Raw genomic sequence first — 25,822 nt, 5'->3', positions numbered from 1 at the left:
AGAGACCGCCGCCGTCCCGCAACCCGGGACGGCGGCGGAACTCGTTTCGGGAACGGATTGGCTGGTCGAGCGGTTGGACCCCTCAGATGATTTGACAGGGGATCGACATGCTAAACTTCACCACCGACCAGTGGATCATCGTCCTGCTGGTATTCGTCCTTGGCCTGCTAGTCGGCGGCTTCCTCTTTTCCGGTGGCGGCCGAAAGTGGAAGCAGCGCTACAACAGCGAAGTCGACCGACGCACCGAACTCGAACGCGTCCACGCCGAGCGCGAAAAGGAATGGCGCGAGCGTGATAGCCTACGCGCCGCGGCGCTAAAGGGCGATCGCAACCGTGATGGCGTGGTTGACGACCGTGATGCCGATGGCGTTCCTGACCGTCGCGACGCCGATCCTGATGACAGCCGACGGATCTAGCGCAGGCTAGCCCTCAATCTTCGAGAAATCCGCGACGCGATGCACCGCGTCGCGGAAGCGCGCGAGCAGGTTGAGGCGACGCGCGCGCACCGCTCCGTCAGCGTCATTGACTGTTACCTTGTCGAAGAACGCGTCGATCGGTGCACGCAGGCTGGCAAGCGCAGCCATGGCGCCGGTGAAATCCTCCGCTTCGACCGCTGCAGCGGCCTTTGGTTCAGCAGCATTAAGGGCGGCGACTAGCGCGCCTTCTTCCGCAGGGGCGTCAGCCGGCGCGGCCGATCCCAGAGCCATCTCTGCCACCGCCTCGGCAATTGCAGGCTCTTCAACCAGTGCCAGGGGATCTTCCTCACCTGTCTGGGGAATACCTTGCTCTCCCCGCGAAGCCATTACGCGCGGCAGGTCCCATTTTTCCTTTTTGAGAATATTCGCCGCTCGCTTGTAACCTGCGAGCAAGTTCGCGCCCTCGCCAGTTTCGACGAAGGCCTGAAGGGCATGCACACGAGCAAGGAGCCGAACGAGATCCGCCTCATCGCCCAATGCAAAAATTGCATCGATCAAATCATGCCGAATGCCGGCTTCGCGCTGCTGGACCTTCAGACGATCAGCGAAAAAGTCGAGCAGCTCGCCGTCTGCAATGGGTAGGCGCAGTCCGTTTTCGGTCACGATCTGAATGGCGCCGAGCGCCGCCCGACGAAGCGCGAACGGATCGCGCGAACCCGTCGGCTTTTCATCGATGCCGAAGAAACTGCGCAGAATGTCCAGTTTGTCCGCAAGGCTCACAGCAACAGTGACCGGCGCGGTCGGCACTTCGTCCCCCTGCCCGACCGGTTTGTAATGGTCGCGAATTCCGTCGGCCACGGCGTCAGGCTCACCCTGCGCGCGAGCGAGATAGCCGCCGATTAGACCCTGGAGTTCTGGGAATTCACCAACCATGCCGGTGACGAGGTCGGCCTTGGCGAGCCGCGCCGCACGTTCAGCTTGGTCCGCCTCAGCGCCCTGAACGATGCCTTCCTCGACCAACCAGCGGGACAGCGTTGCAACGCGCTCGACCTTGTCGGCAACCGTCCCGAGCTTCTCGTGGAAAACAATGCCTGAAAGCTTTTTCGCTTGCTCTTCAAGCGGAACCTTGAGGTCCTGCTCCCAAAAGAAACGTGCGTCACTGAGCCGAGCAGCGAGTACCCGCTCATTGCCCGCCACGATTGCTTCGCCGCCGTCCTTCGCATCGATGTTCGCAGTGCAGACGAAATGCGGAGCAAGTTTTCCATCGCCGCCGCGCATCACGAAATATTTCTGATTGATGCGGGCCGTCAGCTGGATGACTTCCTCGGGGACATTCAGAAATTCGTGGTCGAACGACCCGAGCAACGGCACTGGCCATTCGGTGAGACCGGCGTTCTCGATCACTAGCCCTTCATCCTCGACCAATAGGAAGCCGGCATTCTCCGCGGCCTCGATCGCGCCCTTTCGAACAATGGCTTCGCGCTCTTCCTGATCGACGATCACGCGGCAGGCTCGAAGCTTTTCGACATAGTCGTGCGCGCCGCCGATGGTGATCGGCCCGGGATGATGAAAACGGTGGCCAAGTGTGGTCGCGCCGCAAGCAACGCCGTCGATTGCGACCGGCACTATTTCCTCGCCCAGCAGGGCAACGATCGAATGAAGCGGCCGCACCCACCGCAGCGACGCGGTCGACTGGCTCGACGCGCCCCAGCGCATCGACTTGGGCCAGGGAAAATCGCGGAGGATGGCGGCAACCGTTTCAGCCAGCACTTCCGCCGCAGCCCGGCCGGGCTTCTCGATTTTCGCGAACCAGACGCCATCGCGATCTTCGAGCTGGTCCTGCCTAAGCCCAGTCTTACGCAGAAAGCCTTCCAGCGCCTGCGGAGGTGCCGACGTGCGCGGGCCTTTCACTTCTTCGCTGACGGCCTGCGTTGATGACGGAAGCGCTCGCGTGATGAGCACGAGACGCCTCGGCGTTGAATAAGTAACGATGCCGTCATGTGACAGGCCCGCCGCCGACAAGCTTTCGGCGAACATACGTGCCAGATCGTTGCGCGCTTTCGACTGCATCCGCGCCGGAATTTCCTCCGACAGCAATTCGAGCAGAAAGTCCGCGCTCATGCTTCATACCCCATGTGCGCCATCCACGCCCCGCAAGCGCCCTTCGCCAAGTCGCGGACACGGCCGATATAGGCCTGCCGCTCGGCGACGGAGATGACGCCACGCGCCTGCAGAGTGTTGAAGATATGGCTGGCCTTGATTGCCTGTTCATAGGCCGCGATTGGCACGCCTGCCTTCAGGCTGTTCTCGCTTTCCGCAGCGGCTTTCTTGAACAGGTCAAATAGGCTGTCGGTGTCGGCCACTTCGAAGTGCCACTTCGACATCTGTCGCTCATTTTCGAGGAAGACATCACCGTAGGTCACGCCGTCATTGTTGAACGCCAAGTCGAAGACATTGTCTTTGCCTTGGATATACATCGCCAAACGCTCAAGCCCGTAGGTCAGCTCGCCCGAGACCGGCTTGCAGTCAAAGCCGCCGACCTGCTGGAAATATGTGAACTGGGTCACCTCCATCCCGTCGCACCAAACTTCCCAACCGAGGCCCCAGGCACCAAGCGTCGGACTTTCCCAATCGTCCTCGACAAACCGGATGTCGTGCTTCAGCGGGTCGATGCCGATCGCATCGAGCGAGCCGAGATAGAGCTCCTGCAGGTTTTCCGGGCTCGGCTTCAGCATCACCTGATACTGATAATAATGTCCGAGGCGGTTCGGATTTTCGCCATAGCGGCCATCGGTCGGCCGGCGGCACGGCTGCACATAAGCACATTTCCAGGGGTCTGGCCCCAGCGAGCGAAGCACGGTAGCCGGGTGAAAGGTCCCCGCCCCCATTTCCATGTCGTAAGGCTGCAAAATGACGCAGCCGCGGTCCGCCCAATAGCGGTGCAGGGTCAGGATCAAGTCCTGGAAACTCAAAGTGGGGCCAAGCTGGGCCACAGGCGGAAATTCCCGGTTTAAAATGGTTCGGCGGGGCTTTGGCGCATCGATGCGGCGCGGGCAAGTGGACGAACGCTCTCCCACTCCCTACCTAAAGGCGACAGGGTAGTGGGAGATTTTGAAAAGATGAGCTTGTTCAAGCGTTTCGGCCGGCCTTTCGCCGCATTCGGTGCCGCCGCCGCCACTGCCTGCGGGACCGCGCCCGCTGCCGCTCCGCAATCCGCAAGCCCTGCCATGTGGAAAGTCGCGGATCACGACACGACGGTCTATTTGTTCGGTACGATCCACCTGCTTCCCAAGGAAACCAAGTGGCGCAGCCCCGTCTTCGACAAGGCCGCGGCGTCCGCCGACGCGCTGGTGATCGAAACCAACATCGACGAATCCAATCCCGGCGCAACGATCGGCGAGCTATTCAAGCTAGCCATGTCGCCTGGCCTGCCGCCCATCGCCGACCGGGTGAAGCCCGAAAAGCGTGCCGCCCTGCAAACTGCGATCGCTAAGTCGGGCGTTCCAGCTCCCGCACTGGACAAGCTCGAAACCTGGGCCGCGGCGTTCCTTCTGCTCGGCGGCCAGTTCAAGGACTTGGGTCTCGATCCCGGGTCGGGCGTCGAAACGGTGCTTAAGAAGCAGTTTGTTGCTAGCGGAAAGCCGGTCGACCAGCTGGAGACCAATGCCGAGCAGCTCGGCTTTTTCGATCGCTTATCGGAAGCTTCGCAGCGCGAATTCCTGGAAGGAGTGCTGGAAGATCCAGCTACCGCCAAGGGTCAGTTTGGCAAGATGATCGCCAGCTGGAGCAAGGGCGACGTCAAGGGCATCGCTGACAGTTTCAACGCGGATATGGGCGGCACGCCAGAGTTGATGGATGCGCTCATTTCGCAGCGCAACGCCAATTGGGCGAAGTGGGTGAAGGGCCGTCTCGATCAGCCCGGAACGGTCATGGTTGCTGTCGGCGCCGGGCACTTGGCCGGCGACAAGTCGCTGCAGTCCCTGTTGGAGCGGCAAGGCGTCAAAGTCACCCGCGTCCAGTAATCGCCACGGGCGATACTCGGCTCGTCGCAAATCGGGTGAAATGCTCACCCGGTTTATTGACGATTAACCATTGTTCGACAACCATTTGACCCTCAACCGGCGGGGGGTCGCCAATGTTGAATCGTGCCGTGAAATGCGGGCGAATTGCGTCCGCGCGACATTCGAGACTGGGCCGCGCCGTGGGCCTTGCGCTTGTGCTTGGCGGCACGGCGATCCCAGCTGGCGGGGCGGCCATCCCTGGACAATTGTTCGCTCCATCTATCATCCGCGCCAAGCCCGCTATGTGGGCGATCCGGGATGCGGATACGACGATCTACCTGTTCGGTACCTTTCATACGCTGGATGGACGCACGGTGTGGTTCGACGACAAGGTGCGGCAGGCGTTCGACCGCTCGGCCGAACTGGTACTGGAGACGGTTGTGCCCACCGACGTTGCCGACTTGCGAGCGGCTTCCCGAGTGACAGAAACGACCGCGCCGGATGGCACTCGGCGGCCAAAGCCGTTCATTGCCCAGACGCAGGCGGCAGTCGGTCATGGCAAGACGATGGGTCTGACGATCGACAATGGCGCCGATGCGGTTCTCCGCCGGGTGGCCGACAACCTCGGCAAGCCCGTGGGCGGCCTTGAGCGATTTGAGGAGCAGCTTGGAACGCTGGCTAATATCCCCGCTGCCGTAGCGCCAGCGCCCGCGCCCGTGCTGCAGGCTCCCCGGATTACCGTTACGATCGGTGATCTACTGGCAGCGTGGACCAGCGGCAACACCGACGCCTTTTCGACGATGCTTGCCGGCTTCGAAGCAAAGTCGCCCCTCGCCTATCGGATGCTTATCGCGGACCGCAATGCCAAATGGGGCCAGTGGATTGCCGACCGGATGCAGCGCCCAGGCACCGTATTCGTCGCGGTGGGCACCGGGCACTTGGCGGGCAAGGACAGCGTCCAGCAATGGCTGGCGACGCGCGGGATTGCCAGCATCCGGGTCAGCTAGGCCGCCCAACTTGCCAATGCGCGCCTCCGCTACTATAGGCGCGCGCTTGCCCACCCATGGTCATCCCTGGAGGCGTGGCGGGGCATTTACTTGAAGGAATGCGAAAATGAGCGAACAGCTGACGCTGCCCGCCGAAGCGCGCGACCGGGCTGGCAAGGGAGCCTCCCGTGCACTGCGCCGCGAAGGCCGGGTCCCCGCCGTGGTTTACGGCAATAACAAGGAACCGCTGTCGGTCCACGTCGAGGAAAAACTCCTCACGAAGATGCTGAAGACCGGTCACTTCATGAATTCGGTCGTCATGATCGAGGTTGGCGGCAAGCCCAACCGGACGCTGCCGAAGGCCGTGGATTTCCACCCGGTCACCAGCCGCCCGATCCATGTCGACTTCCTGCGCATCGGCGAGCACAGCAAGGTCAACGTCAACATCCCGGTCCGCTTCGACAATGAAGAAGCCTCGCCGGGTCTGAAGCGTGGCGGCGTCCTCAATGTCGTGCAGCACGAGATCGAGCTGATCTGCGATGCAGCCGAAATTCCGGACGAACTGCATATCGATCTCACCGGCCTCGAAATCGGCGATTCGATCCACATCAGCCAGGTGACCCTGCCGAAGGGCGCCAAGGCCGCGATCGACGACCGTGACTTCACCGTCGCCACCGTCGTCGCTCCGTCGGCGATGAAGTCGGAAGAAGGCGATACCTCGACCGAGGCGGGCGAAGTCCCGACCGTCGGCGAAGAAGAAGCCGGCGAAGGCGAAGCGGAAGGTGGCGAAGAGGCCTAAGCCTCCCGCCCTTTCGCATCGATTGGAAACAAGGACGCCCATCCTGCTTGCAGGGTGGGCGTTTTTGCTGGCAGGGACACGCGCTCATGCAGATCTGGGCAGGCCTTGGAAATCCCGGCGCGCAATATGCGCTGCACCGTCATAACGTCGGCTTCATGGCGCTCGACGCCATTGCAGCGGTGCATCGGTTTGGTCCGTGGACGAAGAAATTTCGCAGCCTCGTTAGCGAAGGCCGCGTCGGCGGGCACCGCGTACTGTTGCTCAAACCGCAAACCTATATGAATGACAGCGGCGACGCGGTTCAGCAGGCGCTGCATTTTTACAAGCTGGACGAGGAGGCGCTGACTGCGTTTCACGACGAGCTGGATCTTGCCCCGATGAAGGTCAAGGTTCGCACGGGCGGCGGGCTGGCGGGTCACAACGGACTTCGCTCGATCAATGCATCGCTCGGGCCCGACTTTCGCCGGGTGCGCATCGGTATCGGCCATCCTGGGCACAAGGATCGCGTAACCGGCTACGTTCTCGGTAATTACGCGAAGAGCGAGATGGAGCCGCTGTCCGACCTGCTTGGCGCGATCGCCGCCGAGGCGGAATGGCTGGCCGATGGCGATGAGGTCCGCTTCATGAGCGAGATTGCCCGGCGACTTGGGGACGAGCGCGCATGAGCGTTCGGTCCCTGTTCGTAACGAGCCTTTACGAGGCGGCGCTCGACGAAGCGGGGCTGCTCGACGAGTTGGCCCATTCGATCCGCGTGTTGGCCGAAGACGACGAAGCAGGCCGACAATGGAGCCGCGAGAAAGGCTACAAGGGCTACACCAGCTACGCCTCACTCAACGACCTGCCCCGCCGGGACCCGATTTTCGACGATTTGAAACGATTGCTTACCAAGCATGCGGCGGTCTTCGCCAAGGATCTCGCCTGGAGGGTCAAACCCAAGCTCGATAGCCTTTGGGTCAATCTGCTCCAAGGCGGAGGCCATCATTCGGCGCACATCCATCCGCATTCGATTTTGTCCGGTACACTTTACGTTGAAGTTCCCAAGGGCAGCGGCGCCATCCGCTTCGAGGACCCGCGCCTACCAATGATGATGGCGGCTCCAATGAGGGACGAGGATGCACCAGAAGAGCTTCGCTCGTTCGTCGATATTGCGCCGAGGCAGGGCTTATTGCTGCTATGGGAAAGCTGGCTCCGGCACGAAGTCCGTCCCACTGTGGGCAAGGGCGAACGGCTAAGCATCAGCTTCAATTTCGCGTGATTGCCCGCTAAGGGCCTCGCGAACCTTCGAATTCAGAGAGAAACATGGGCTTTAAATGCGGCATCGTCGGCCTGCCGAACGTCGGCAAGTCGACCCTCTTCAACGCGTTGACCGAAACGCAGGCGGCGCAGGCGGCCAATTATCCGTTCTGCACGATCGAGCCCAACGTCGGGCAGGTCGCGGTACCCGATCCACGGCTCGACAAACTGGCCGCCATCGCGGGCTCGGCAAAGATCATTCCGACCCAACTTGCGTTCGTCGACATCGCCGGGTTGGTGAAGGGTGCTTCCAAGGGCGAAGGCCTTGGCAACCAGTTCCTCGGCAACATCCGCGAAGTGGACGCGATCGTTCACGTCCTGCGTTGCTTCGAGAATGACGACATCCAGCATGTCGACAATCACGTGAACCCCATTGCTGACGCTGAAGTAGTGGAGACCGAGCTGCTGCTGTCGGACCTCGAAAGCCTCGAGAAGCGTGTCCCCAACCTCGTCAAGCGCGGACAGCAGGGTGACAAGGAATCGAAGATCGCCGCCAGTGTGCTTGGGCAAGCGCTTGAGCTGCTTCGCGAGGGCAAGCCCGCCCGTCTCACCCAGCCGAAGGACGAGGAAGAGGCCCGCCTTTTCAGCCAAGCGCAACTGATCACCGCTAAGCCGGTGCTCTACGTCTGCAACGTCAATGAGGACGAAGCCGCGGAAGGTAACGCCCACTCTGCCCGCGTATTCGAAAAGGCCAAGGCCGAAGGCGCCAACGCCGTCATCGTCTCCGCGGCGATTGAGGCGGACCTTGTCGGCATGGACATGGATGAACGCATTGCTTTCCTTGAGGAAATGGGCCTCCACGAAACCGGCCTCGCACGCGTGATCCGCGCCGGTTATGACCTGCTGCACCTAATCACCTTTTTCACCGTCGGTCCCAAGGAAGCCCGCGCGTGGACGGTCGAAAAGGGATCGAAAGCACCGCAGGCCGCCGGCGAGATTCACACTGACTTCGAGCGCGGTTTCATCCGCGCCGAGACGATCGCTTTTGACGACTATATCGCGCTCAATGGCGAGGCCGGCGCACGCGATGCCGGCAAGCTTCGCCAAGAGGGCAAGGAATATATCGTGAAGGACGGCGACGTCCTCCACTTTAAGTTCAACGTTTGACGCTGCGGGCCGGTGAGCTTGCCGGCCCTAGCCCTTAGCGGTCCTTCGGATAGTCGTATTTGAACGGGTCGGTCGGCAACGGCTTCGACGGCAGTGGCGGGCGCGGAAGTTCCTTATCGCTGTTCGCCGCAGCCAGCAGCATGCCGGCCATAACGACCGACGCCTGGCGCAGGTCTGCCGCCTTCAGATGGTCGAACGTGTCGATGTTGGTGTGATGTAGCCGCGCGCCGTAATCCAGAGGATCCTGAACGAACTGGAAGCCCGGCACGCCAACCGACTGCATATACACGTGATCCGTCCCGCCGGTTGGCGCGGCAACCACGGCGGTCGCGCCCATGCTGGCAAAGGGATTCATCCATTCCTTAAGCAGCGGCACGGCGGCGTGATTGCCCTCCGCATAGACGCCGCGCAGTTTACCAGAGCCATTGTCCATGTTGAAATAGGCCTTTAGCTGGCCATAACCTTGGCGCGGCTGGACTGGCCAACCTTCGCGCCAATAGCTGGTATATTGGTCCGCGGCTGCGTTTGCCGGCACGGGCCGGGTCGCGATGTGCCGGTCGATGTAGGCAAGGCTACCGAGCAGGCCCTGCTCCTCCGCCCCCCACAATGCAAAGCGGATGGTCCGCTTGGGCCGAACGCCCAAAGTGCGCAGGATGCGGGCGGCCTCCAGTACGACCACGCTGCCCGCGCCATTGTCGACCGCGCCATCGCCTGCGGCCCAGCTATCGAAATGCGCGCCCGCCATGACGTAACCCGCTTTTGGGTCTGACCCCGGAATTTCGCCGATGATATTGTAGGCCTTGGTGTCGCTGTCCACGAAGCGAACGTCCGACTGCACCTCTAAGACCGGAGCGTCGCCGCTCTTTGCCAATCGCGCAAGGCGCCGATAATCTTCGGCCGCGATCTCGATGCCCGGCAGCTTCGGGGTCATTCCAACCTGGTAAGTGTAGCCAGCGCCATGAACCAGCTTGCCGTCGCGGTATGAAATCCGCGCCCAGGCAAGCGCGCCCTCGCTCGCCAAGAACTGATCGAGATCAGCTGCATATTTCTGCCGCTTCAGTCGCTCTTCGAGCGAGTCCTCGTCGTGCTGCGGCTGGCGATATTCATCGAGCTTCTTGAGCGCCGCATCGTCGTGGCGCCGAAAATACGGGTCAGTCGGCTCGCTGCCGTCGCCCGGCAGGCTGATCAGCACGATCTTTCCGTTGAGCTTGCCGCGATAAGCGTCGAAGTGGCGACGCTCGCTGATCGGCGCGATGACAATCGGCGCCCGAAGCACGCCATTGGTCGGCGGCGTCCATGCCACGGGTATGGCCGTCAGCTTGATCGGCCGAGGCGAGATCATGCGCACTTCGCTGTTCACCAAGTCCCAGCCGCGACCAAACTCGAACCCTTCGCGCCGGACGTTCGACAGGCCGTAACCCTGCATCTTTGCGACTGCCCAGTCTTCGGCCCGCCGCATCGACGTGGAGTTCGAAAGCCGCGCCCCGATCCCGTCCACCAACTCATGCGCGGTCGACATGACCTGGGACCGGTTCATCCCTTCATCGATCACACGGGCAACATCCGATTGAGCGACGGCGGAGGTCGACACGCCCAGCAAAGCGGCGGCAACAAGCATTCGAACTGCAGACATGAAATTCCCCTGACTGGCTGACGAACGCAGCCTGCATAGAAGAAGGCCGGGCGCAATTGCTGCGCCCGGCCGTTGGTAGAATTCAGTTGCCGCTTGGGCGACGGACCTAGAATTTCGCTCCCAGCCTCAGGCCGATCGTGCGCGGCCGGCCAGGGACGATCTTTGTCTGGGTGCAAATGCTACAGACGACGAAGCGCGAAAGCTCGTTACGCTCGTCGAACAGGTTGGTGACGAACAGCTGCACATTATATTTTCGCCAGTCGTAGCCGGCGAACAGGTCAACAATCGTGCTCGACTTGATCCGGCCGAGGAAATCGTTGGGGTTGGTCCCGTCGCCATCGACATCCTGACGAAGATCGGCCGCCGCCGATCCCTGGTAAGACAGGCCAGCCTGCACATGAGCGCGGCCCGTGGCCATGGGCCAAGAGTAGCGCGCAGTAGTCGACGCTTTGAACTTTGGCGTAACTGGCAGGCGCGTACCCGACGGTGTCACGACGAAATCGGGATCGCCGCCATCATCGAGACCATCGCAATTGGAATTACCAAGCGCGAAGTTGCATATGTTACCCTTCGTCTTGGCGTCCGTGTAGGCAGCAGCCGCGTTGATCGACAATCCTCCGGATGCGTAGCTAATGTCGGTCTCGATGCCGTTGACGCGCGCGTCGCGCCCGTTCTGGATGACCGTCAGGCTATTCTCGCCAAGGAAGCTGAACTGGAATTCCTTCCATTTCTGGTGATAGATCGCGCCGTTCCAGCGGATCGGCCCGAAGGTTGTCTTCCACCCGAGCTCATAATTGGTCAGGAAGTCCGGATCGTAGGCCGGTGAATTAGGCTGGCGATTGATGCCGCCCGGCCGGAAGCCCCTCGACCAGGTCGCGTAGAACATCAGGTCGTCGGTCGGCTTGTACTGCGCGTTGAGGCGATGGATGAAACCGTTATCCTTGCTACGCCGGGGTACAAGCTTCCCGTCAACGACATTGCCGACGTTGGTGCACGGCGTGCCGCTCACGCCTCCCTCGATCAGGGCGCTATCCTCGTCGTCGCGCCACTGCAGGCCATTTACGGTCAGGCAGCGCCGGACGCCCGAGCTTCCCCACACGGCGTTGGGCGGTGGGTAGATACCGAGTTGATCCTCGTCGAACGCCGGATTCTTGCCGAAGCCAGCAAAGCCGATGAGCGTATTGTCGAACTTGTAGAAACGACCGCCGGCGGTCAGCGTGATTTGCGGGGTCAGGTCGAAGCTTGCTTCACCGAAGACCGCATAATCCTTGTCGACCCGCTTCTGCTTGGTCAGCCACAGCAGGGTGGGATAGCCATTGACCGACAGTTCGTCGGCGAGCCCGTCGACCCGATATTCCTGAAGGATGTTGTTTGACTGCCGCTGGAAGAAGGCGCCCGCGATGACACGGAAGCGGTTTTCGGTCGGCGAAGCGATCCGAAGCTCCTGGCTGAGCTTTTTGAAATGGTTGCCTCCGGTGATGTACTGGCGTGGGTCGATGACGTTGCCGTCATTGTCGAAGAACGCCGAATAAGCATAATCGAGCAGTCCTTCGTAAGCAGCGTCATAGGCGTCCGTGTAATCGGTATAATCGGTCACGCCATAAGTCGGCCGGGTCATGTAGGCGCCGGCATAAGTGATGTCGAAATTGCCGATCTTGCCTTCGATCGTCAGCGCGGCCTGAGTGAACTTGTCCTTCGAAATCTCGTCATCGCGGAAGCGAACCACCTCCAGATCATCCTGCGCCGCATCCATGTAGAATACGCCATGCGCCTTCATATTCTGGTGCATGATCGTTGGCGTGACCGTCCAATTGTCGTCGAGGTCGATCTTCAGAGCAGCTCGGCCGCCGTAGGTGCGCAGGTCGTTGAAGTTATTCTCCAACGCAAACTCATTATCGACGTCGAACGTGCGCGGAGCCGACGGCCATTCGGGATGGTTCACACCGGTGTAGGTGTAGGTGCGCGACCCGAAGACATTGTCGATGTAGCCCGCATCACGCTGGTAGAAGGCAACGCCGCGAAAGGCGATGCGATCGGAAATGGGGACATTGATCATCCCCTCTAGACTTCCGCCCCAGCCGCCATGGGCGACCTTGTTGATCTCCGCATCGACGCGGCCGGTCAGGACCCCGATCTCCGGCTTGTTCGTAATGATGCGAATGGTGCCGGCCTGCGATGAGGCGCCATAAAGCGTGCCCTGCGGCCCAGCCAGGCTTTCAATCCGCGCGACGTCGTAGATGTGAACGTCCAGCGTGCCGCCGATCGTCGTGACGGGTTGCTCGTCGAGATAAAAGCCGACGGACGGGAAGGAGCCACTGTGATTGCCGTCGCCGCCCGACGCGACACCACGCATGTAGACGGTCGTGAAGCCGGGCTGCGCGGTCTGGAAGCTGACCGACGGAAGCTGCTTCGTGAAATCCTCGAAGTTGGAAATGTTGAGCTGGTCGAGGCGCCGCGTGCCGATCGCCTGGATGCTGACGGGTACGTCCTGCAGATTTTCTTCGCGCTTGGTCGCAGTGACGATGATGACATTGTTGTCCTCATCCGCCGGTGCTGCGGTTGTCGTAGCGGGCGCGGCCTCGGTCGGAGGGGTCGTCGTGTCCTGGGCAAATGCGGGTTCGGCCAGGGCCGTGGTCGCGAGCAGGCTCAGGGTAAGCGCACGGATAGTCCGGTCAGTCATTCGATGCCCCCATCAAGACTTATGTGCCTCGATAGCGGCAGAGGCGTTGCGACTTGTCAACGGCCAACCATTACGCTTCCGCACCAATTCGACGAATTGCCGTTTAGCGTTGCCGAAACGACGCGGGCGCGTCGGGATACATCGCGAGCACATCGCCCAGTGCATCCTTAAGTGCCCCAAGGTGCAGCTCGTAGCGCTGCCATTCCTCCGTGGCGTCGCGATAGATGGGACGCCGGACCTGTTCAGAACTTGCAGTCCGAACGGCTCGCTCGGTTTCGTGAAACGACAGGCATGCCGGTTCGAACTTCAGGCCGGCATAGTCGAGCAATGCCCGGATTTCGTGCTCTGTATCCCCGACCATCTGCTCGTAGATGACCCGGTGAACGCGTCCAGGCAGCACGTCGTCCACATGTGACATCAACCGAACATAGTCGGCATAATAGCGGCCGACGTCCGACAAGTTGTACGTGAATGCCTGGCCCCGCGCGAAATGCTGTCTGAAGTTAGAAAAGCAGCAACCGAGCGGGTGGCGGCGAGCGTCGATAATTGTGGCGTTGGGTAGCACCAGCTGGATGAACGGAACGTAGAGCCAGTTGTTCGGCAGCTTGTCGATGAAATAGGGCTTGTCCGTTCGGCGCTGCACCGACACGCGGCGCAGATATTCCTCGCCGATTGCGGTTCGTTCCTCGACGGAGAGCTTCAGCGCGGCCTTTGGATAGCCTTCCACCTGCCGCGCAAGCGCCGGCATGTCGGGCAGCTCCGACGTGCCTTCTACCAACGAGTGTGACGACAGGATTTGCTCGACCAGCGTCGATCCGGCTCGAGGCATGCCGACGATAAAGATAGGGTCCGTCGACGGACAGCCGCCCTTGCCTTGCTCCTTAAAGGCCTCACGAGTGAAAGTAGCGATGGTACGGTCGACCGCCGCGGCCGTCTCGGCCGCGTTGTAGGGCTGGCTCTTGCGGCGAAGGGCGTTGCCTTTGACAAAGTGACCGAATGCCTCGTCGGTGCGGCCTGCATCGTGCATCGCCTTGCCCAGAGCGAAATCGAGGTGGAAGCGATCCTCGTCGCGCAGCCCGTCCTGCTTCAGCGCTTGCTCCATCGCCGCAACATCGGCTTCGTCGAACTTGACCGTCTTGAGGTTGGCCAGGCTGAACCAGGCTTCGCCGAGGTCTGGGTTGAGCGCGATCGCCCGACGATAGGCGGCAATCCCCTCCTCCTTTCGGCCGATGGTCTTCAGCATGTGCCCGTAACTCAACCAGACGCGTGGTTGGTTCGGTGCCCGTTGCAGCACCCCTTCGTAGATTTGTATCGCCTCGTCGAAGTCGCCAAGCCGGGCGACTGTTGCCGCCTTCAGGTTGAGGTGGCTGAGGTCCTCGCCGTCCACTTCGAACAGCTCATCAAGGAGTGGCATAGCCTCCGCTGGCCGGCCCATCCGGCCGAGCACTAGCGCCAGTTGCGCCTTGGCAGCAGTGAAGCCCGGCGCGACTTCAACCGCACGGCGCAACAGATGCTCTGCGTCGCGCGGCCGTCCGATCCGCCACGCAAGCTCGGCCAACATCCGCATTGCCTTCGCGTCGAACGGGTCTTCCTTGAGATGCGGCTTCAACAGGCGCTCGGCCACGTCGAGCCGGTTCTCATGCAGCGCCAGCGCGGCCTCGATTAGCCGCGGATGCCAGCGCCCATGTGCGATAGATTGCGTCCCCACGCACCTTTGGTAGCCCCTGAACGCGGGCTTCGCCAACATTTGCTTCCAGTTGCATTTTAGGACTTTTCGTGGCCGCTCAAAGCGGCAATGTAGCCCGCATGATCTATTTCGAAGATTTGGAAATCGGCGCCGAGACCGTCTTTGGCACCTACGAGGTCACCCGCGACGAGGTCCTGGAATTTGCGCGGAAATACGATCCGCAACCGTTTCACCTGAGCGACGATGCGGCGGCCGAAACCCACTTTGGACGCATCGCTGCGTCCGGTTGGCACACCTGCGCAATGGTCATGGCCGTCATCGCCCGGCACGTCGTCGCGCACAAACAGGCGGGTCTGGGATCGCCTGGGATCGATGAACTGCGCTGGCTGAAACCGGTCTACCCCGGCGATACGCTGACGGTGCGAGGAACGATCCTTGAAAAGACCCCGTCGCGCTCAAAGCCGGAAATCGGCAGCTTTCGGACCGAGACAGAAGTCACCAACCAGGATGGCATCCCGGTCCTTCGCTACATCTCGATCGTGCTGATCAGGCGTCGACCGGCAGCCTAAGCCGCCGGCCTACCTGAGATTTAGTCGCGGCGATCCCGCCGGTTTTCCCGACGAAGCTCGCGCTTTTCCTGCCGCTTCTCCTGGCGGAATTCCTTCCGCTCTGAGCGATTCTCCCGCTTTAGCGTCGGACGATCGATCTCGCCTGACCGGTACTGGCTGCGATTCTGCCTGATGTCGCCCCGCATCTCGCGGCGCTCGGTGCGCACGTCCTGGCGATAATCGCTGCGGTTCTGACGAACTTCACGCCGGTCTTCGCGACGATCGCGACGCGATTCCCAGTAACGGCGCTGCGAATCCGTCCAGCGATGGCGATTGCCGTCCCGCGAATAGACGTAATAGCCCGTGCCTGGGTAATAATAGTTGTCGTACCAGCCGCCGTAGCTGCCGCCGTAGTAGGGCGTGCCGTAGCCGTAACCATAGCCGCCGTAAGGGCTGCCATAGCCATAGTCATCATACCCGTAGCCGCCGTAATAGCCGCCGCTACCAATGCCGACGCCCACGCCGCCATAGCCATACGGGCCCATGCAGGCGGAAAGTCCAAGGGAAGCAATCACGGCCAGGCCGGCCATGCGGATTCGGGACGCATACATCGCGGAGACTCCAAAAAATTGAGGCTGCTCAATGAGCTAGTCCTCCGCAATTGAACGCCAAGTGAACCATTCACACCGTGTTCACCGCAAGAATCAGTGTCCCTCGTAAGCCAGCAGGCTCCGCGCATCGACGCCAGCCGCCACCAGCGCATCTCCGCCGCCAAGTTCGGGCAAGTCGATCAGGAACCGCGCGCCGACCACATTGCCCCCTGCCCGCCGGACCAGCCTGACCGCCGCCAGCGCGGTACCGCCGGTGGCTAACAGATCGTCAACAACCAGCACCCGTGCATCAGGCGTGCACGCGTCGACATGCATCGCCAGCCGGTCCGTCCCATATTCCAGGGCATAGTCCTCGGCTATCGTTTTGCCCGGTAGCTTGCCGTCCTTCCGGATTAGGAGGAGGCCCGCGCCGAGCTTCACCGCGAGCGCACCGCCGATGGCGAAACCCCGCGCCTCAATCGCGGCCACGAGGTCAATGGGTCCATCGACGGTGTCCGCAAGTGCGTCGACCGCCCGGGATAGTCCCGAGCGGTCGAGCATGAGCGTCGTAATGTCGCGAAACTGGATGCCCGGCTTCGGAAAGTCGGGGATGGTGCGGACCAGCGCCCTGAGATCGTCAGCGACGCTGGTCATAGAGTCCACCGGATCAGCCGACGATGCCGGCCTCGCCCTTCGCGTGGTTACGCTTCGCCTTGTTTTCCGGATCCAATGGACCCTTCGGCGCAACCTGGCGCTTTGCCTCGGCCCAGATGTTCCGATAGCTGAAATAGCCCAAGATCGTCGCAATGATCAGGAAGATCAGAACGGCCATGCCATAGCGGTGGCGGTTCTCCAGCTTTGGCTCGGCCGTCCACACGAGGAATGCCGAGACGTCCTTCGCCATCTGGTCGCGCGTGGCTTGCGTTCCGTCAGCGTAGGTTACCTGACCATCGGACAGCGGCGGCGCCATCGCGATGTTGAGGTTCGCGAAGTACGGGTTGTAGTGGAGGCCCTGCGGTGTCTTCGCCGCCGGGAATTCCTTCAGCAGCTTGGCTGGCTGGTTTTGGTAACCTGTCAGCAACGAATAGACATACGCCGCACCGCCTTCACGCGCCTTGGTCATCAGCGACAGATCGGGCGGAAGCGCATTGTTGTTCGCAGCGCGCGCCGCCGTCTCGTTGGCATAGGGGCTCGGGAAGCGGTCGGTCGGCAACGCCTTGCGGGTCGTGACCTCGCCCGTGTCCGGATTGATGCCCGGTACTTCGCGGCTCGCCGCTTCGGCCTTCACCTCGGCCTCGTTGTAGCCCAGCGCTGCCAGGTCACGGAACGACACCAGGTTCATGCTGTGGCAGGCCGCACAGACTTCTTTGTACACCTGATAGCCGCGCTGCAGCTGCTGGCGGTCGAACTTGCCGAGCGGCCCGTCCGACGCGAGGTGAAGTTCCTTCGGCTCGCGATGGAATTCATGCTCGGCGGTCGGCTCTGTCGGCGACTGGACGTACGCGACCAGGTTTACCACCAGGCTGATCAGAAGGACGCCGGCAAAACCCAACCCGACGAAGAATGCAATGATGCGGACCATGGTCCCTTAGTCCCCCTTATTGAGCCGCCGCGGGCGCGCTCTTGTCGAGCCCGTAGGGTGCGCTTTCCTCTTTTTCGCCGTGCAGCACCGATTCCGAGATGGAATTGGGCAGCGGCAGCGGCCGTTCGAATTTGGAGACGAGCGGCAGGATGATGAGGAAGTGCGCGAAATAGTAAGCCGCGGCGATCTGGCTGATCGCGACATAGGGCTGCTCGGCCGGCATGACGCCGCAGAAGCCGAGGATCGCAATGTCGACCATCAAGAGCCAGAAGAAACGCTTGAACACCGGGCGGTAGGCACCCGAGCGAACCGGCGAGCGATCGAGCCAGGGTAGGAAGAAAAGCAGCAGGATCGATGCGAACATCGCCACCACGCCCCACAGCTTCGCCGGCAGGATAAAGTCGACGGTGAACGCACGCAGAATCGCGTAAAACGGCCAGAAATACCATTCGGGCACGATATGCGCGGGCGTCGCCAGCGGGTTAGCCGGGATGTAGTTGTCCGGGTGGCCCAATGCGTTCGGCGCGAAGAATAATACGGCGGCGTAGAGCGTCAGGAAAGCACCTGCGAACCAGCCGTCCTTAGCCGTGTAGAACGGGTGGAACGGCAGCGTGTCCTTCTCAGTCTTCACGTCCACGCCGGTCGGGTTGTTCGACCCCGGGATATGCAGTGACCAAATGTGAAGGATGACCACGCCCGCGATCACGAACGGCAGCAAATAGTGCAGCGAGAAGAAGCGGGTCAGCGCGGCCTGGTCAGGCGCATATCCACCCAGCAGCCAAACGCGGATCGGCTCGCCAACCACAGGGAATGCGCTGAAGAAGCCGGTGATGACCTGCGCGCCCCAGTAGCTCATCTGGCCCCACGGAAGGACGTAGCCCATAAAGGCAGTCGCCATCATCAGGAGATAGATGACCAGGCCAAGCATCCACACCAGCTCACGCGGCGCCTTGTACGATCCGTAATAAAGGCCGCGGAAAATGTGGATGTAGACCACAATGAAGAAGAAGCTCGCGCCGTTGGCATGCGCATAGCGGAGCATCCAGCCGGCGTTCACGTCTCGCATGATGTGCTCGATCGAGTTGAACGCTCCGTCGGCCGACGCATAATAATGCATGGCCAGAACGATGCCGGTGACGATCTGGATCGTCAGGAAAATCCCGGAGAGAACGCCGAAGTTCCAGCCGTAATTGAGGTTGCGCGGCACCGGATAACCGCCGCCAACGGCGTTGTAGACCAGCCGCGGTAGCGGCATGCGGTCGTCGACCCACCGGCCGAGTTCGGTCTTGGGTTGATAGGGCTTGGCCCAGGCAAAGCTCATGACTCGTCTATCCCCTGTTAGCCGATGGTCACGACGGTGTCGGACGTGAAGTTATATTCCGGCACGACCAGGTTCGTCGGCGCCGGGCCTTTGCGGATGCGAGCAGCTGTGTCGTAGTGAGAACCGTGGCACGGGCAGAAATAACCGCCGTAATCACCGCGATTCTCGCCGTCGCCAACGCCCAGCGGGACGCAGCCCAAGTGGGTGCAGACGCCCAGCGTGATCAGCCAGTTTTCCTTGCCCGGCTTGGTGCGATCAGCCAGCGATTGCGGGTCGCGCAGTTCGCCAAGCGAAACAGCCTTGGCGTCCTGGATTTCCTTCGGCGTCAGGTTGCGGACGAAAACCGGCTGCTTGCGCCAGCTGGTCTTGATCGCCTGACCCGGCGCAATCTTGGAGATGTCGACTTCGGTCGAAGCGAGCGCGAGCACGTCGGCCGACGGGCTCATCTGGTTGACCAGCGGCAGGGCCACGGCGACAGCGCCGACGCCTGCGAAACTGACAGCGGCAATATTGATGAAGTCGCGACGGCGAAGGCTGTGATCGGCCTCCACTAGCGCAGCGTTGGTTTCTTCCAGCGTGGCCATGCTCACCCTTAAGAACTTATTTGGCGAATGCCGAGGGCATCGAGATACGACACCGCACCCGCCAAGCGGGCACGGTTGGCGCGCCTGATAGCGCCTCTCCCCAGCGATGCAAATGGACAAATTGCCTGACTTGTGCGGCGAGCGGCCCGCGGACTATCCGCCTCGCATGCGGCTTTGCCTTTATCAGCCTGAGATCGCCGGGAACGTCGGCGCCGTCATGCGCCTCGGCGCCTGCATGGGAGTCGGCATCGACCTCATCGAACCGATGGGATTCCAATGGGACGACCGGCGCGTCCGGCGCACAGCGATGGACTACATCGACCATGTCGAAATCCGGCGGCACCCTTCGTTCGAATCGTTTCGCGGCACGCTGGGCGGCCGACTGGTCCTGTTGACGACCAAGGCCACCACCTCGCTTTACGATTTCAAGTTTCAGGCCAGCGATACACTTATCTTCGGCAAGGAAAGCGCCGGCGTTCCGGTGGATGTCGCTTCAACATGTGATGACCGGCTGAAAATCCCGATCCGGGCAGAGGTCCGGTCCTTCAACCTCGCAACCTCGGCCGCGCTCGCGCTCGGCGAGGCGCTCCGACAGACAAGGGGATTTCCCGAATGAAACCGCTCGACACCCAACAGCAGGCCGCGCGCGACTGGTTCGAAAGCCTTCGCACCCGCATTTGCGACGCGTTCGAGGCGATCGAGCGCGAAGCGGGTAGCGACGCTTCGTTCGAGTTCGTTCCCTGGGACCGGACCGACGATAGCGGGGAACCGGGCGGCGGCGGCGTTCGGGGCCAGATGGCCGGCAAGGTATTCGAAAAGGTGGGCGTCAACGTCTCCACCGTCGGCGGGCGGTTCAATCCGGAATTCGCCGCGTCGATCCCCGGTGCGGAGGAAGACCCCAGCTTCTTTGCCACCGGGATCAGCCTGGTTGCCCACATGGCTAACCCGCATGTGCCGGCCGTGCATATGAACACGCGTTTCCTGACGACAACCCGGCGCTGGTTCGGCGGCGGCGCTGACCTCAACCCCGCGATCCCCTATCAGGAAGACACCGATGCCTTTCATGCGCGGCTGCGTGCGGCATGCGCGGCGCATGATCCGACCTTCTATCCGCGCTTTTCCAAATGGGCAGACGAATATTTCTGGCTACCGCACCGCAACCGCGCGCGCGGCGTGGGCGGCATCTTCTACGATCGGCTGGAAGATCACTTCGACGAACATTTTGCCTTCACCCGTGACGTCGGCGAAGCGTTCCTCGAAATCTTCCCCCAGATCGTTCGCAAGCGGATGGACACGCCCTTTACGGACGCGGACATGGACGAACTACTAGAATTTCGCGGCCGCTACGTGGAGTTCAACCTGCTCTACGATCGCGGCACGCTGTTCGGTCTCAAGACAGGTGGCAATATCGACGCCATCCTGATGAGCCTTCCGCCGCTGGCGCGCTGGAAATAGCGCCTTGGCTATTCCCGGCCGGTATCCGGGACGTGGATGTGACGGGTGCTAAGCTGCGCCGTGATCCGGGCCAGCATCGCCGTGTAGATCGTCACGAACGCCGCCTGGACCAGGCCGGCCGCCAGCGCGACCAGCAGCAGCGACACGCTCCAAGGCTCCGGTGCGCCCAGCAAGAACGCGATCAGCGACCCGAACACCGCTCCAACCGCCGCGGCCACGATCAAAAAGGCGATGGTGACCAGCAGCATGAAGCCGAGCAACTTCCAGAAATGACCGCGCGTCAGCTCGAAGGCGCGCTTGATCGAATCAATCGGCCCCTCGTCGCCGCTAGCGATAATCACGACCAGCGGCATTAATCGCACCCCGATCGCCAGCAGGGCAATGAGCCCGACCAACATCACCATCCAGCCTGCAGGGTTCAGAGCCTCAGCGGAGAACTCCCCATCCCCCCCGGTCGACAGCCCGACGAGCGCGAGGATGACTGACAGGATCAGTACCAACGGCACCATGACCAGCAAAGCCGACATGATCAGCGTTGGTAGCCGCTTGATCGCCCGCCTGATGGCTTCGCCAACACTGCCCTGCCAACCGTTGGTCAGCATGGCGATCGCCAACTGTCCGGTTAGCATGATGATGATCATCGCCAGCGTGATCCACATCCAGGCACCGGGTTCCGGCTGCTCGCCCGGGACTGTCCGCGGCTCGACCATCGAACTGATGACTGCGGGGACCAACACCAGGCCGAGCGCCACGGGGGTGAGCAGTCGGCGGTTGTGCGCAAGCGCGGCCCGCGCTTCATCCCACGCCCTGCTAATCGATAATGACATTGATACCCCCGGTACAAAGCTGATGTTCGGGGTGGAGCGTATCGACGGCTGCCGCCCAAGACAATCGCCCTTGCAGCGCACAACTCCCGGCGCCATTGCCGCATGATGGTTCCGGACGACATCGAATGGCGAGTCAGTGAAGGACTGACACTCTATGCCGACGCCTTGGCGGAGATGGAGGCGCGCGCGCTCGCCGTTCGTGAAGGGCATGCGAAGGAACTGGTTTGGCTTCTGGAGCATCCGCCCTTGTTCACCGCCGGCACAAGCGCGGACCCTGCCGAGCTGTTCAACCCCATGGGTTTCCCGGTGTTCAATGCCGGGCGCGGCGGCCGCTACACCTATCACGGCCCCGGCCAGCGCGTTGGCTATCTGATCCTCGACCTTGAAAAGCGCGGCAAGGATGTCCGCCGCTTCGTCCATTCGCTTGAAGGATGGATGATCGCTGCGCTTGGCGAACTTGGCGTTGACGCTCGGCGCGAGTCGGGGCGGATCGGTATCTGGACTGGCGAAGGAGTGAATGAGGCGAAGATCGGCGCGATCGGCGTTCGCGTCCGTCGTTGGGTGACGATGCACGGCTTCTCGATCAACCTGTCTCCCGACCTGTCGCACTTCGGCGGAATCGTTCCATGCGGAATTGCGGATTTTGGCGTCACGAGCCTCGCCGCGCTTGGCCTCGATGGGTCGCTCGAGACCGCGGACGAGGCACTCTGTCGGACTTTTCCATCTTTTCTCAATGACTTGGCAGCAGATTCACAAGTCGCTTGAGGCGGGAACCCTCCCCGACTATTGTGCGCGCGATTTGCGAAAGGGGAACACCCCCGCAGATCTAATAATCAAGGGAGTTTTGAATGCGTGCTCTGATCCTGGTCGCTGGTGCGGCCTTGGCGGTTTCGGCTTGCAGCAGCAACGAAGCCGCTGAAAACACCATGAACGTCGACGAGACCCTCACCACCGAGAACGTCGTCGCCAATGACACCACCGCCATCGACGCGACCACCAACATGGACGCCAACATGACGATGGACGCGAACGTCGTCGACGCCAACGCGACCGTTGAAGCGAACACCACCAACGCGATGTAATCGCGCTCGGTCCGCCTTCGTGCGGGTCGGTGTTTGGAAAAGGGCCGCCGGAACATCCGGCGGCCCTTTTTATTTCAGGCCGACAATCTTGTGTCCCTGGAGCGTCAATCGCCAGAGGGGCCGCTCCATAACTAGGGAAATCGCGGCATCGACCGCTGCCTGCCCGTCCGCGCAGTCCATCGGCTGAACCAGGTAATGTCGGAAATCCCACCCTTCCAGGTCGGCCAGGTCAATGCCCGGTTGCGGCCAGACGAGCTTCAACTCATCGCCCGAGCGCTGAACGACCTCGGTTCCCGCCTTCGGGCTGACGCATAGCCAGTCGATCCCGGGCGTCGCGGCGATCGTGCCGTTGCTTTCGACCGCAACCCGAAAATCGCGCGCATGAAGCGCATCAATCAATGCCTTGTCCAGCTGCAGCATGGGTTCGCCGCCGGTTATGACCACCAGCCGGAAATCTCGCTCCTCCCCCCAAAGCGCCTCCACATGCGACGAGAGAGCATCGGCATTGGCGAACTTGCCGCCACCCGGTCCATCTATCCCGACAAAGTCCGTATCGCAGAAATTGCACTGCGCCGTTGACCGGTCCTGCTCGCGCCCGCTCCACAAATTGCAGCCCGCGAAGCGTAGGAAGACGGCGCGACTTCCCGCCTGGACTCCTTCGCCCTGCAGCGTGAGAAAAGCTTCCTTGACCGCGTAACTCATCGCGCGACGTAGCGGGTGGGATCGACCAAGCCCGCTTCCTCAAAGCCCTTGGCGCGTAGTCGGCAGGCGTCGCAATATCCGCAAGCCGCGCCGTCGGGCGCCGGATCGTAGCAGCTGTGACTTATCCCAGCGTCCAACCCCAGTCGCGCCGCCTCGCGGGCAATATCGGCCTTGGTCATGTTCTGGAGCGGCGCGTGGACGGTAAAGCCGCGGCCTTCCACCCCGTCGCGCGTCGCCTTGTTCGCCAGTTCCTCAAAGGCCTCGATGAAGGCCGGGCGGCAATCGGGATAACCGGAATAGTCGAGCGCATTAACCCCAACGAACAGGTCGTGCGCGCCAGCCGCTTCGGCCCAGGCCAGCGCCAAGCTGAGAAACACGGTGTTGCGCGCCGGAACATAGGTCACGGGAATGCCGCCGTCGCCGTCGGCCCCGACCCCGTCCTTGGGAACGTCAATGTCGCTGGTCAACGCCGAGCCACCGAACGCGGTTAGGTCGAGAGGCAGGATGATGTGGCGATCCGCCAGGTCGGTGGCGATGCGCTTGGCCGCTTCCAGTTCGACGCGGTGACGCTGATTATAGTCGATGGTCAGCGCAAGGACGCTAAACCCCTCTTCCCGAGCCAACGCTGCGCAGACCATGGAATCGAGTCCACCCGACAGCAAAACTACCGCTTGCCGCGTACTCATAGGACAATGCCTAACTTGGGTGCGAGCCAGCTCATCCCCGCATATAGCGCGACGGTCAGCAGGCAGGCGGTCGCCATCGTCACTCCGAACGAAATCCCGGAACGCAGCATAGCCGGGATGACCAGGAACATCGGCACCGACGGAAGGAAGAACCAGAAAGCGCCCATCGACAGTTCGGCGACCTTCGATGCGTCGCGCGTTTCGCCATAGAGCCACAGCATCGACAGGACCGACACGAGCGGCAGCGAGGCCAGCAGCCCGCCCCAGCCGGGGTAGCGCTTTGCGACCAATGAAATCGTCGCAACCAAAAGGCCCGAAAGCGCGGCCTTGATAATGAACAGCAACATGGCGCGCGCTCTAATCCCGCGCCGCACAAAAAAATAGGGCCGCTCGAAAGGGCGGCCCAAGGTTCGGGCATTGGCCCGACAGGGAGGAAAACGTGCCGAAGAAGGGCACCTCCATCTTGTAGCCAGACTATGGTTAACGGCCGATTACCGGCGGCAGTCGCCGACGCGCCGTGCATGAAGCTGGTAGTGGAACGGCAGATTGCCGCTAATCCCCTGCGTTTCAATTCGCATCGTCCGCGGGGTCAGCAGCGTGACCTTCGACTGGCCGAAGCCACCGTCGGCGCAAGTATAGCTGATTAGCGTTTGCGTGCCGCTGTCGGACACGATCGTTTGGGCACAGCGGGCCTGCCGGTGCTCATATTGAGCCAGCGTCACTGGTGAGGCGACGCAGATGCGCTGAGCGCCATGGCCGTCCGCGCGCTGGCTTACCTCCCACAGGCCGCCCATTGCCGGCATCAGCGCGCGCGGAGAGGCTGCCGCGACAACAAATGCTGCCGCGACTGTCATCAGGCCCGCGAGACCGATTCGCGCCATGCGTTTCATTAGCGCCCGTTTACCACGTCCCGCTTAACAAAAAGCAACTAATCGACGAACTTCAGGCGGCTTCGATGGCAATCGGGAAGCTGGTCGCGCAGAAGGCGCAATCGACACGGATCAGTCCGTCATCGCCGACCATCTCCGCCCGCTCCTCTTCCGGGAAACGGGCAATGACGGAAGAGATGTAATCGACACTGCAGCGGCAGCCTTTCGACAGCGGCACCGGGGCCAGCGTGCGCACCTCGTCCTCCTCGTGGAGCAGGCGCCACACAAGGTCGTCGAGAGGCAGATCCCGATCGCTCAGTTCCTCCGCCTTCACTGACCCGACCATCGTCGCGATATGGGGCCATTCAGGATGGTCGAGGCGCGTATGCAGCCGATCCCGCCCGATCTCGCCTTCCGGCAGGTGCTGGAACATCAGGCCGCCTGCGACCCAGCCATTATCGTCCTTGCGCGCTTCGAGGCGGACAATCGACGGGATCTGTTCGGATTGGCTGAAATAGCTTTGCGCAGCCTCTCCGAGCCCCTCGCCCTCGAGCGGTACGATCCCTTGGTAGCGCTCGTCGGTCGCCGGCTGGTCAAAGGTGATCGCAAGGTACCCCTTACCGAACAGCGAAAACAGCGTCGGACGTGGTCCCGCCTCGGCCAGCCGTTCGGCGTCGTGACGGACATAGCCGCGAAGCTCGCCGCCCTTGTAGTCGCATACCAGCAGATCGACGATCCCGTTTTCGGTCTGTGCCTGAATGGTCAGCTGGCCGCTGGGATCCTTCAGCAATGACCCGAGCAGCGCCGTCAGTACCAGCGCCTCGGCCAGCAGTTGCTCGATGATCGGCGGATAGCCGTGATTGGCCAGAATTTGGTCCAGCACCGGCCCAAGTCTTGCGGCCCGGCCGCGCGCATGCCGCGAGGGAACGGTGACGCCAAGCGCGACGTCCTGGTTAAGCGAAATGTCAGTCATC

The 25,822-nt window shown here is 61.8% G+C and carries 28 protein-coding genes; 12 read left to right on the top strand and 16 right to left on the bottom strand.

Going from position 1 to position 25,822, the window contains the following annotated elements; translation table 11 throughout:
• Positions 1–107 precede the first annotated feature (107 nt).
• Complete coding sequence (locus D3M59_RS09705; RefSeq protein ID WP_119533467.1) at positions 108–416, top strand: hypothetical protein; 309 nt, start codon at positions 108–110, stop codon at positions 414–416.
• Positions 417–422: 6 nt separating this feature from the next.
• On the opposite strand, the gene glyS is transcribed toward D3M59_RS09705, so the two are convergent.
• On the bottom strand, positions 423–2,537 hold the full coding sequence (glyS, locus tag D3M59_RS09700; protein ID WP_119533466.1) for a glycine--tRNA ligase subunit beta: 2,115 nt from the start codon (positions 2,535–2,537) through the stop codon (positions 423–425).
• Entirely contained in the window at positions 2,534–3,388 is an 855-nt protein-coding gene (locus D3M59_RS09695) for a glycine--tRNA ligase subunit alpha (protein ID WP_233543224.1), read from the bottom strand. The genes glyS and D3M59_RS09695 overlap by 4 nt, the downstream gene beginning before the upstream one ends.
• 129 nt (positions 3,389–3,517) lie before the next feature.
• Here D3M59_RS09695 and D3M59_RS09690 point away from each other — a divergent pair, with 129 nt between their 5' ends.
• From D3M59_RS09690 to ychF, 6 genes are all read left to right on the top strand, one after another.
• Entirely contained in the window at positions 3,518–4,438 is a 921-nt protein-coding gene (locus D3M59_RS09690) for a TraB/GumN family protein (protein WP_233543223.1), read from the top strand.
• Between the two features lie 113 nt (positions 4,439–4,551).
• A complete protein-coding gene (locus D3M59_RS09685; protein ID WP_119533464.1) occupies positions 4,552–5,424 on the top strand; it encodes a TraB/GumN family protein in 873 nt (290 codons plus the stop codon).
• A gap of 106 nt (positions 5,425–5,530) precedes the next feature.
• The gene (locus tag D3M59_RS09680) at positions 5,531–6,202 is read left to right on the top strand and encodes a 50S ribosomal protein L25/general stress protein Ctc (RefSeq protein WP_119533463.1); all 672 of its coding nucleotides are present in this window, start codon (positions 5,531–5,533) and stop codon (positions 6,200–6,202) included.
• 86 nt (positions 6,203–6,288) lie between these two features.
• Complete coding sequence (pth, locus tag D3M59_RS09675; protein WP_119533462.1) at positions 6,289–6,867, top strand: aminoacyl-tRNA hydrolase; 579 nt, start codon at positions 6,289–6,291, stop codon at positions 6,865–6,867.
• Positions 6,864–7,457 (top strand): TIGR02466 family protein, encoded by a 594-nt coding sequence (locus D3M59_RS09670; protein WP_119533461.1) that lies wholly within the window; start codon positions 6,864–6,866, stop codon positions 7,455–7,457. The genes pth and D3M59_RS09670 overlap by 4 nt, the downstream gene beginning before the upstream one ends.
• A gap of 44 nt (positions 7,458–7,501) precedes the next feature.
• Positions 7,502–8,602, top strand: a complete 1,101-nt coding sequence (gene ychF, locus D3M59_RS09665; protein WP_119533460.1) for a redox-regulated ATPase YchF — start codon at positions 7,502–7,504, stop codon at positions 8,600–8,602.
• A 34-nt stretch (positions 8,603–8,636) separates the two neighbouring features.
• Here ychF and D3M59_RS09660 read toward each other — a convergent pair whose 3' ends face one another.
• The 3 genes from D3M59_RS09660 to D3M59_RS09650 form a co-directional block, all read right to left on the bottom strand.
• Entirely contained in the window at positions 8,637–10,235 is a 1,599-nt protein-coding gene (locus tag D3M59_RS09660) for a M20/M25/M40 family metallo-hydrolase (RefSeq protein WP_119533459.1), read from the bottom strand.
• Between the two features lie 106 nt (positions 10,236–10,341).
• On the bottom strand, positions 10,342–12,915 hold the full coding sequence (locus D3M59_RS09655) for a TonB-dependent receptor (protein ID WP_119533458.1): 2,574 nt from the start codon (positions 12,913–12,915) through the stop codon (positions 10,342–10,344).
• Positions 12,916–13,018: 103 nt separating this feature from the next.
• Positions 13,019–14,623: a tetratricopeptide repeat-containing sulfotransferase family protein gene (locus tag D3M59_RS09650; protein WP_233543222.1), complete on the bottom strand. Its 1,605-nt coding sequence runs from the start codon at positions 14,621–14,623 to the stop codon at positions 13,019–13,021.
• A 98-nt stretch (positions 14,624–14,721) separates the two neighbouring features.
• Between D3M59_RS09650 and D3M59_RS09645 the strand changes: the two genes are divergently transcribed.
• Positions 14,722–15,171: a MaoC family dehydratase gene (locus D3M59_RS09645; RefSeq protein ID WP_119533457.1), complete on the top strand. Its 450-nt coding sequence runs from the start codon at positions 14,722–14,724 to the stop codon at positions 15,169–15,171.
• Between the two features lie 20 nt (positions 15,172–15,191).
• Here D3M59_RS09645 and D3M59_RS12285 read toward each other — a convergent pair whose 3' ends face one another.
• The 5 genes from D3M59_RS12285 to petA all read right to left on the bottom strand — a co-directional run bounded on the left by D3M59_RS12285 (position 15,192) and on the right by petA (position 19,227).
• The gene (locus tag D3M59_RS12285; RefSeq protein ID WP_407695447.1) at positions 15,192–15,761 is read right to left on the bottom strand and encodes a hypothetical protein; all 570 of its coding nucleotides are present in this window, start codon (positions 15,759–15,761) and stop codon (positions 15,192–15,194) included.
• A 93-nt stretch (positions 15,762–15,854) separates the two neighbouring features.
• Positions 15,855–16,394, bottom strand: coding sequence for an adenine phosphoribosyltransferase (locus D3M59_RS09635; protein WP_119533456.1), 540 nt, complete (start codon positions 16,392–16,394; stop codon positions 15,855–15,857).
• Positions 16,395–16,407: 13 nt separating this feature from the next.
• The gene (locus D3M59_RS09630) at positions 16,408–17,322 is read right to left on the bottom strand and encodes a cytochrome c1 (protein ID WP_119533455.1); all 915 of its coding nucleotides are present in this window, start codon (positions 17,320–17,322) and stop codon (positions 16,408–16,410) included.
• A 16-nt stretch (positions 17,323–17,338) separates the two neighbouring features.
• Positions 17,339–18,643 carry a cytochrome b gene (locus D3M59_RS09625; RefSeq protein WP_119533454.1) on the bottom strand — a complete coding sequence of 435 codons (1,305 nt, stop codon included), beginning with the start codon at positions 18,641–18,643 and terminating at the stop codon, positions 17,339–17,341.
• 17 nt (positions 18,644–18,660) lie between these two features.
• Positions 18,661–19,227 carry a ubiquinol-cytochrome c reductase iron-sulfur subunit gene (gene petA / locus D3M59_RS09620; protein WP_119533453.1) on the bottom strand — a complete coding sequence of 189 codons (567 nt, stop codon included), beginning with the start codon at positions 19,225–19,227 and terminating at the stop codon, positions 18,661–18,663.
• Between the two features lie 166 nt (positions 19,228–19,393).
• Between petA and D3M59_RS09615 the strand changes: the two genes are divergently transcribed.
• Both D3M59_RS09615 and hemF read left to right on the top strand, forming a co-directional pair.
• The gene (locus D3M59_RS09615) at positions 19,394–19,843 is read left to right on the top strand and encodes a tRNA (cytidine(34)-2'-O)-methyltransferase (protein ID WP_119533606.1); all 450 of its coding nucleotides are present in this window, start codon (positions 19,394–19,396) and stop codon (positions 19,841–19,843) included.
• Entirely contained in the window at positions 19,840–20,682 is an 843-nt protein-coding gene (gene hemF, locus D3M59_RS09610; protein WP_119533452.1) for an oxygen-dependent coproporphyrinogen oxidase, read from the top strand. The genes D3M59_RS09615 and hemF overlap by 4 nt, the downstream gene beginning before the upstream one ends.
• A gap of 8 nt (positions 20,683–20,690) precedes the next feature.
• On the opposite strand, the gene D3M59_RS09605 is transcribed toward hemF, so the two are convergent.
• On the bottom strand, positions 20,691–21,509 hold the full coding sequence (locus D3M59_RS09605; protein WP_158581992.1) for a glycerophosphoryl diester phosphodiesterase membrane domain-containing protein: 819 nt from the start codon (positions 21,507–21,509) through the stop codon (positions 20,691–20,693).
• Between the two features lie 102 nt (positions 21,510–21,611).
• Here D3M59_RS09605 and lipB point away from each other — a divergent pair, with 102 nt between their 5' ends.
• A complete protein-coding gene (lipB, locus tag D3M59_RS09600) occupies positions 21,612–22,274 on the top strand; it encodes a lipoyl(octanoyl) transferase LipB (protein WP_119533450.1) in 663 nt (220 codons plus the stop codon).
• Positions 22,275–22,357: 83 nt separating this feature from the next.
• Positions 22,358–22,591, top strand: coding sequence for a hypothetical protein (locus D3M59_RS09595; protein WP_119533449.1), 234 nt, complete (start codon positions 22,358–22,360; stop codon positions 22,589–22,591).
• 69 nt (positions 22,592–22,660) lie between these two features.
• Here the strand turns inward: D3M59_RS09595 and queE are convergent, their stop codons facing one another.
• The 5 genes from queE to hslO all read right to left on the bottom strand — a co-directional run bounded on the left by queE (position 22,661) and on the right by hslO (position 25,821).
• Positions 22,661–23,293, bottom strand: coding sequence for a 7-carboxy-7-deazaguanine synthase (gene queE, locus D3M59_RS09590; RefSeq protein WP_119533448.1), 633 nt, complete (start codon positions 23,291–23,293; stop codon positions 22,661–22,663).
• Positions 23,290–23,979, bottom strand: coding sequence for a 7-cyano-7-deazaguanine synthase QueC (gene queC, locus D3M59_RS09585; RefSeq protein WP_119533447.1), 690 nt, complete (start codon positions 23,977–23,979; stop codon positions 23,290–23,292). The genes queE and queC overlap by 4 nt, the downstream gene beginning before the upstream one ends.
• Positions 23,976–24,326, bottom strand: coding sequence for a DUF3147 family protein (locus D3M59_RS09580; RefSeq protein WP_119533446.1), 351 nt, complete (start codon positions 24,324–24,326; stop codon positions 23,976–23,978). The genes queC and D3M59_RS09580 overlap by 4 nt, the downstream gene beginning before the upstream one ends.
• Before the next feature lie 144 nt (positions 24,327–24,470).
• Positions 24,471–24,869, bottom strand: a complete 399-nt coding sequence (locus tag D3M59_RS09575) for a DUF3617 domain-containing protein (RefSeq protein ID WP_119533445.1) — start codon at positions 24,867–24,869, stop codon at positions 24,471–24,473.
• 52 nt (positions 24,870–24,921) lie between these two features.
• Complete coding sequence (gene hslO, locus D3M59_RS09570; protein WP_119533444.1) at positions 24,922–25,821, bottom strand: Hsp33 family molecular chaperone HslO; 900 nt, start codon at positions 25,819–25,821, stop codon at positions 24,922–24,924.
• Position 25,822: the final 1 nt, after the last annotated feature.

The sequence above is a fragment of the Sphingomonas edaphi genome (assembly GCF_003583725.1).
In the GTDB taxonomy this organism is placed as follows: Bacteria; Pseudomonadota; Alphaproteobacteria; order Sphingomonadales; family Sphingomonadaceae; genus Sphingomicrobium; species Sphingomicrobium edaphi.
This window is presented reverse-complemented; position numbering and strand designations above follow the sequence as displayed.

Bases quoted from the DNA above. Each gene is read 5' to 3' on its own strand.
- D3M59_RS09705 (WP_119533467.1), top strand. From the start codon at position 108: ATGCTAAACTTCACCACCGACCAGTGGATCATCGTCCTGCTGGTATTC.
- glyS (WP_119533466.1), bottom strand. From the start codon at position 2,537: ATGAGCGCGGACTTTCTGCTCGAATTGCTGTCGGAGGAAATTCCGGCG.
- D3M59_RS09685 (WP_119533464.1), top strand. From the start codon at position 4,552: ATGTTGAATCGTGCCGTGAAATGCGGGCGAATTGCGTCCGCGCGACAT.
- D3M59_RS09680 (WP_119533463.1), top strand. From the start codon at position 5,531: ATGAGCGAACAGCTGACGCTGCCCGCCGAAGCGCGCGACCGGGCTGGC.
- pth (WP_119533462.1), top strand. From the start codon at position 6,289: ATGCAGATCTGGGCAGGCCTTGGAAATCCCGGCGCGCAATATGCGCTG.
- D3M59_RS09670 (WP_119533461.1), top strand. From the start codon at position 6,864: ATGAGCGTTCGGTCCCTGTTCGTAACGAGCCTTTACGAGGCGGCGCTC.
- ychF (WP_119533460.1), top strand. From the start codon at position 7,502: ATGGGCTTTAAATGCGGCATCGTCGGCCTGCCGAACGTCGGCAAGTCG.
- D3M59_RS09660 (WP_119533459.1), bottom strand. From the start codon at position 10,235: ATGTCTGCAGTTCGAATGCTTGTTGCCGCCGCTTTGCTGGGCGTGTCG.
- D3M59_RS09655 (WP_119533458.1), bottom strand. From the start codon at position 12,915: ATGACTGACCGGACTATCCGTGCGCTTACCCTGAGCCTGCTCGCGACC.
- D3M59_RS09645 (WP_119533457.1), top strand. From the start codon at position 14,722: ATGATCTATTTCGAAGATTTGGAAATCGGCGCCGAGACCGTCTTTGGC.
- D3M59_RS12285 (WP_407695447.1), bottom strand. From the start codon at position 15,761: ATGTATGCGTCCCGAATCCGCATGGCCGGCCTGGCCGTGATTGCTTCC.
- D3M59_RS09635 (WP_119533456.1), bottom strand. From the start codon at position 16,394: ATGACCAGCGTCGCTGACGATCTCAGGGCGCTGGTCCGCACCATCCCC.
- D3M59_RS09630 (WP_119533455.1), bottom strand. From the start codon at position 17,322: ATGGTCCGCATCATTGCATTCTTCGTCGGGTTGGGTTTTGCCGGCGTC.
- D3M59_RS09625 (WP_119533454.1), bottom strand. From the start codon at position 18,643: ATGAGCTTTGCCTGGGCCAAGCCCTATCAACCCAAGACCGAACTCGGC.
- petA (WP_119533453.1), bottom strand. From the start codon at position 19,227: ATGGCCACGCTGGAAGAAACCAACGCTGCGCTAGTGGAGGCCGATCAC.
- D3M59_RS09615 (WP_119533606.1), top strand. From the start codon at position 19,394: ATGCGGCTTTGCCTTTATCAGCCTGAGATCGCCGGGAACGTCGGCGCC.
- hemF (WP_119533452.1), top strand. From the start codon at position 19,840: ATGAAACCGCTCGACACCCAACAGCAGGCCGCGCGCGACTGGTTCGAA.
- D3M59_RS09605 (WP_158581992.1), bottom strand. From the start codon at position 21,509: ATGTCATTATCGATTAGCAGGGCGTGGGATGAAGCGCGGGCCGCGCTT.
- lipB (WP_119533450.1), top strand. From the start codon at position 21,612: ATGATGGTTCCGGACGACATCGAATGGCGAGTCAGTGAAGGACTGACA.
- D3M59_RS09595 (WP_119533449.1), top strand. From the start codon at position 22,358: ATGCGTGCTCTGATCCTGGTCGCTGGTGCGGCCTTGGCGGTTTCGGCT.
- queE (WP_119533448.1), bottom strand. From the start codon at position 23,293: ATGAGTTACGCGGTCAAGGAAGCTTTTCTCACGCTGCAGGGCGAAGGA.
- queC (WP_119533447.1), bottom strand. From the start codon at position 23,979: ATGAGTACGCGGCAAGCGGTAGTTTTGCTGTCGGGTGGACTCGATTCC.
- D3M59_RS09580 (WP_119533446.1), bottom strand. From the start codon at position 24,326: ATGTTGCTGTTCATTATCAAGGCCGCGCTTTCGGGCCTTTTGGTTGCG.
- D3M59_RS09575 (WP_119533445.1), bottom strand. From the start codon at position 24,869: ATGAAACGCATGGCGCGAATCGGTCTCGCGGGCCTGATGACAGTCGCG.
- hslO (WP_119533444.1), bottom strand. From the start codon at position 25,821: ATGACTGACATTTCGCTTAACCAGGACGTCGCGCTTGGCGTCACCGTT.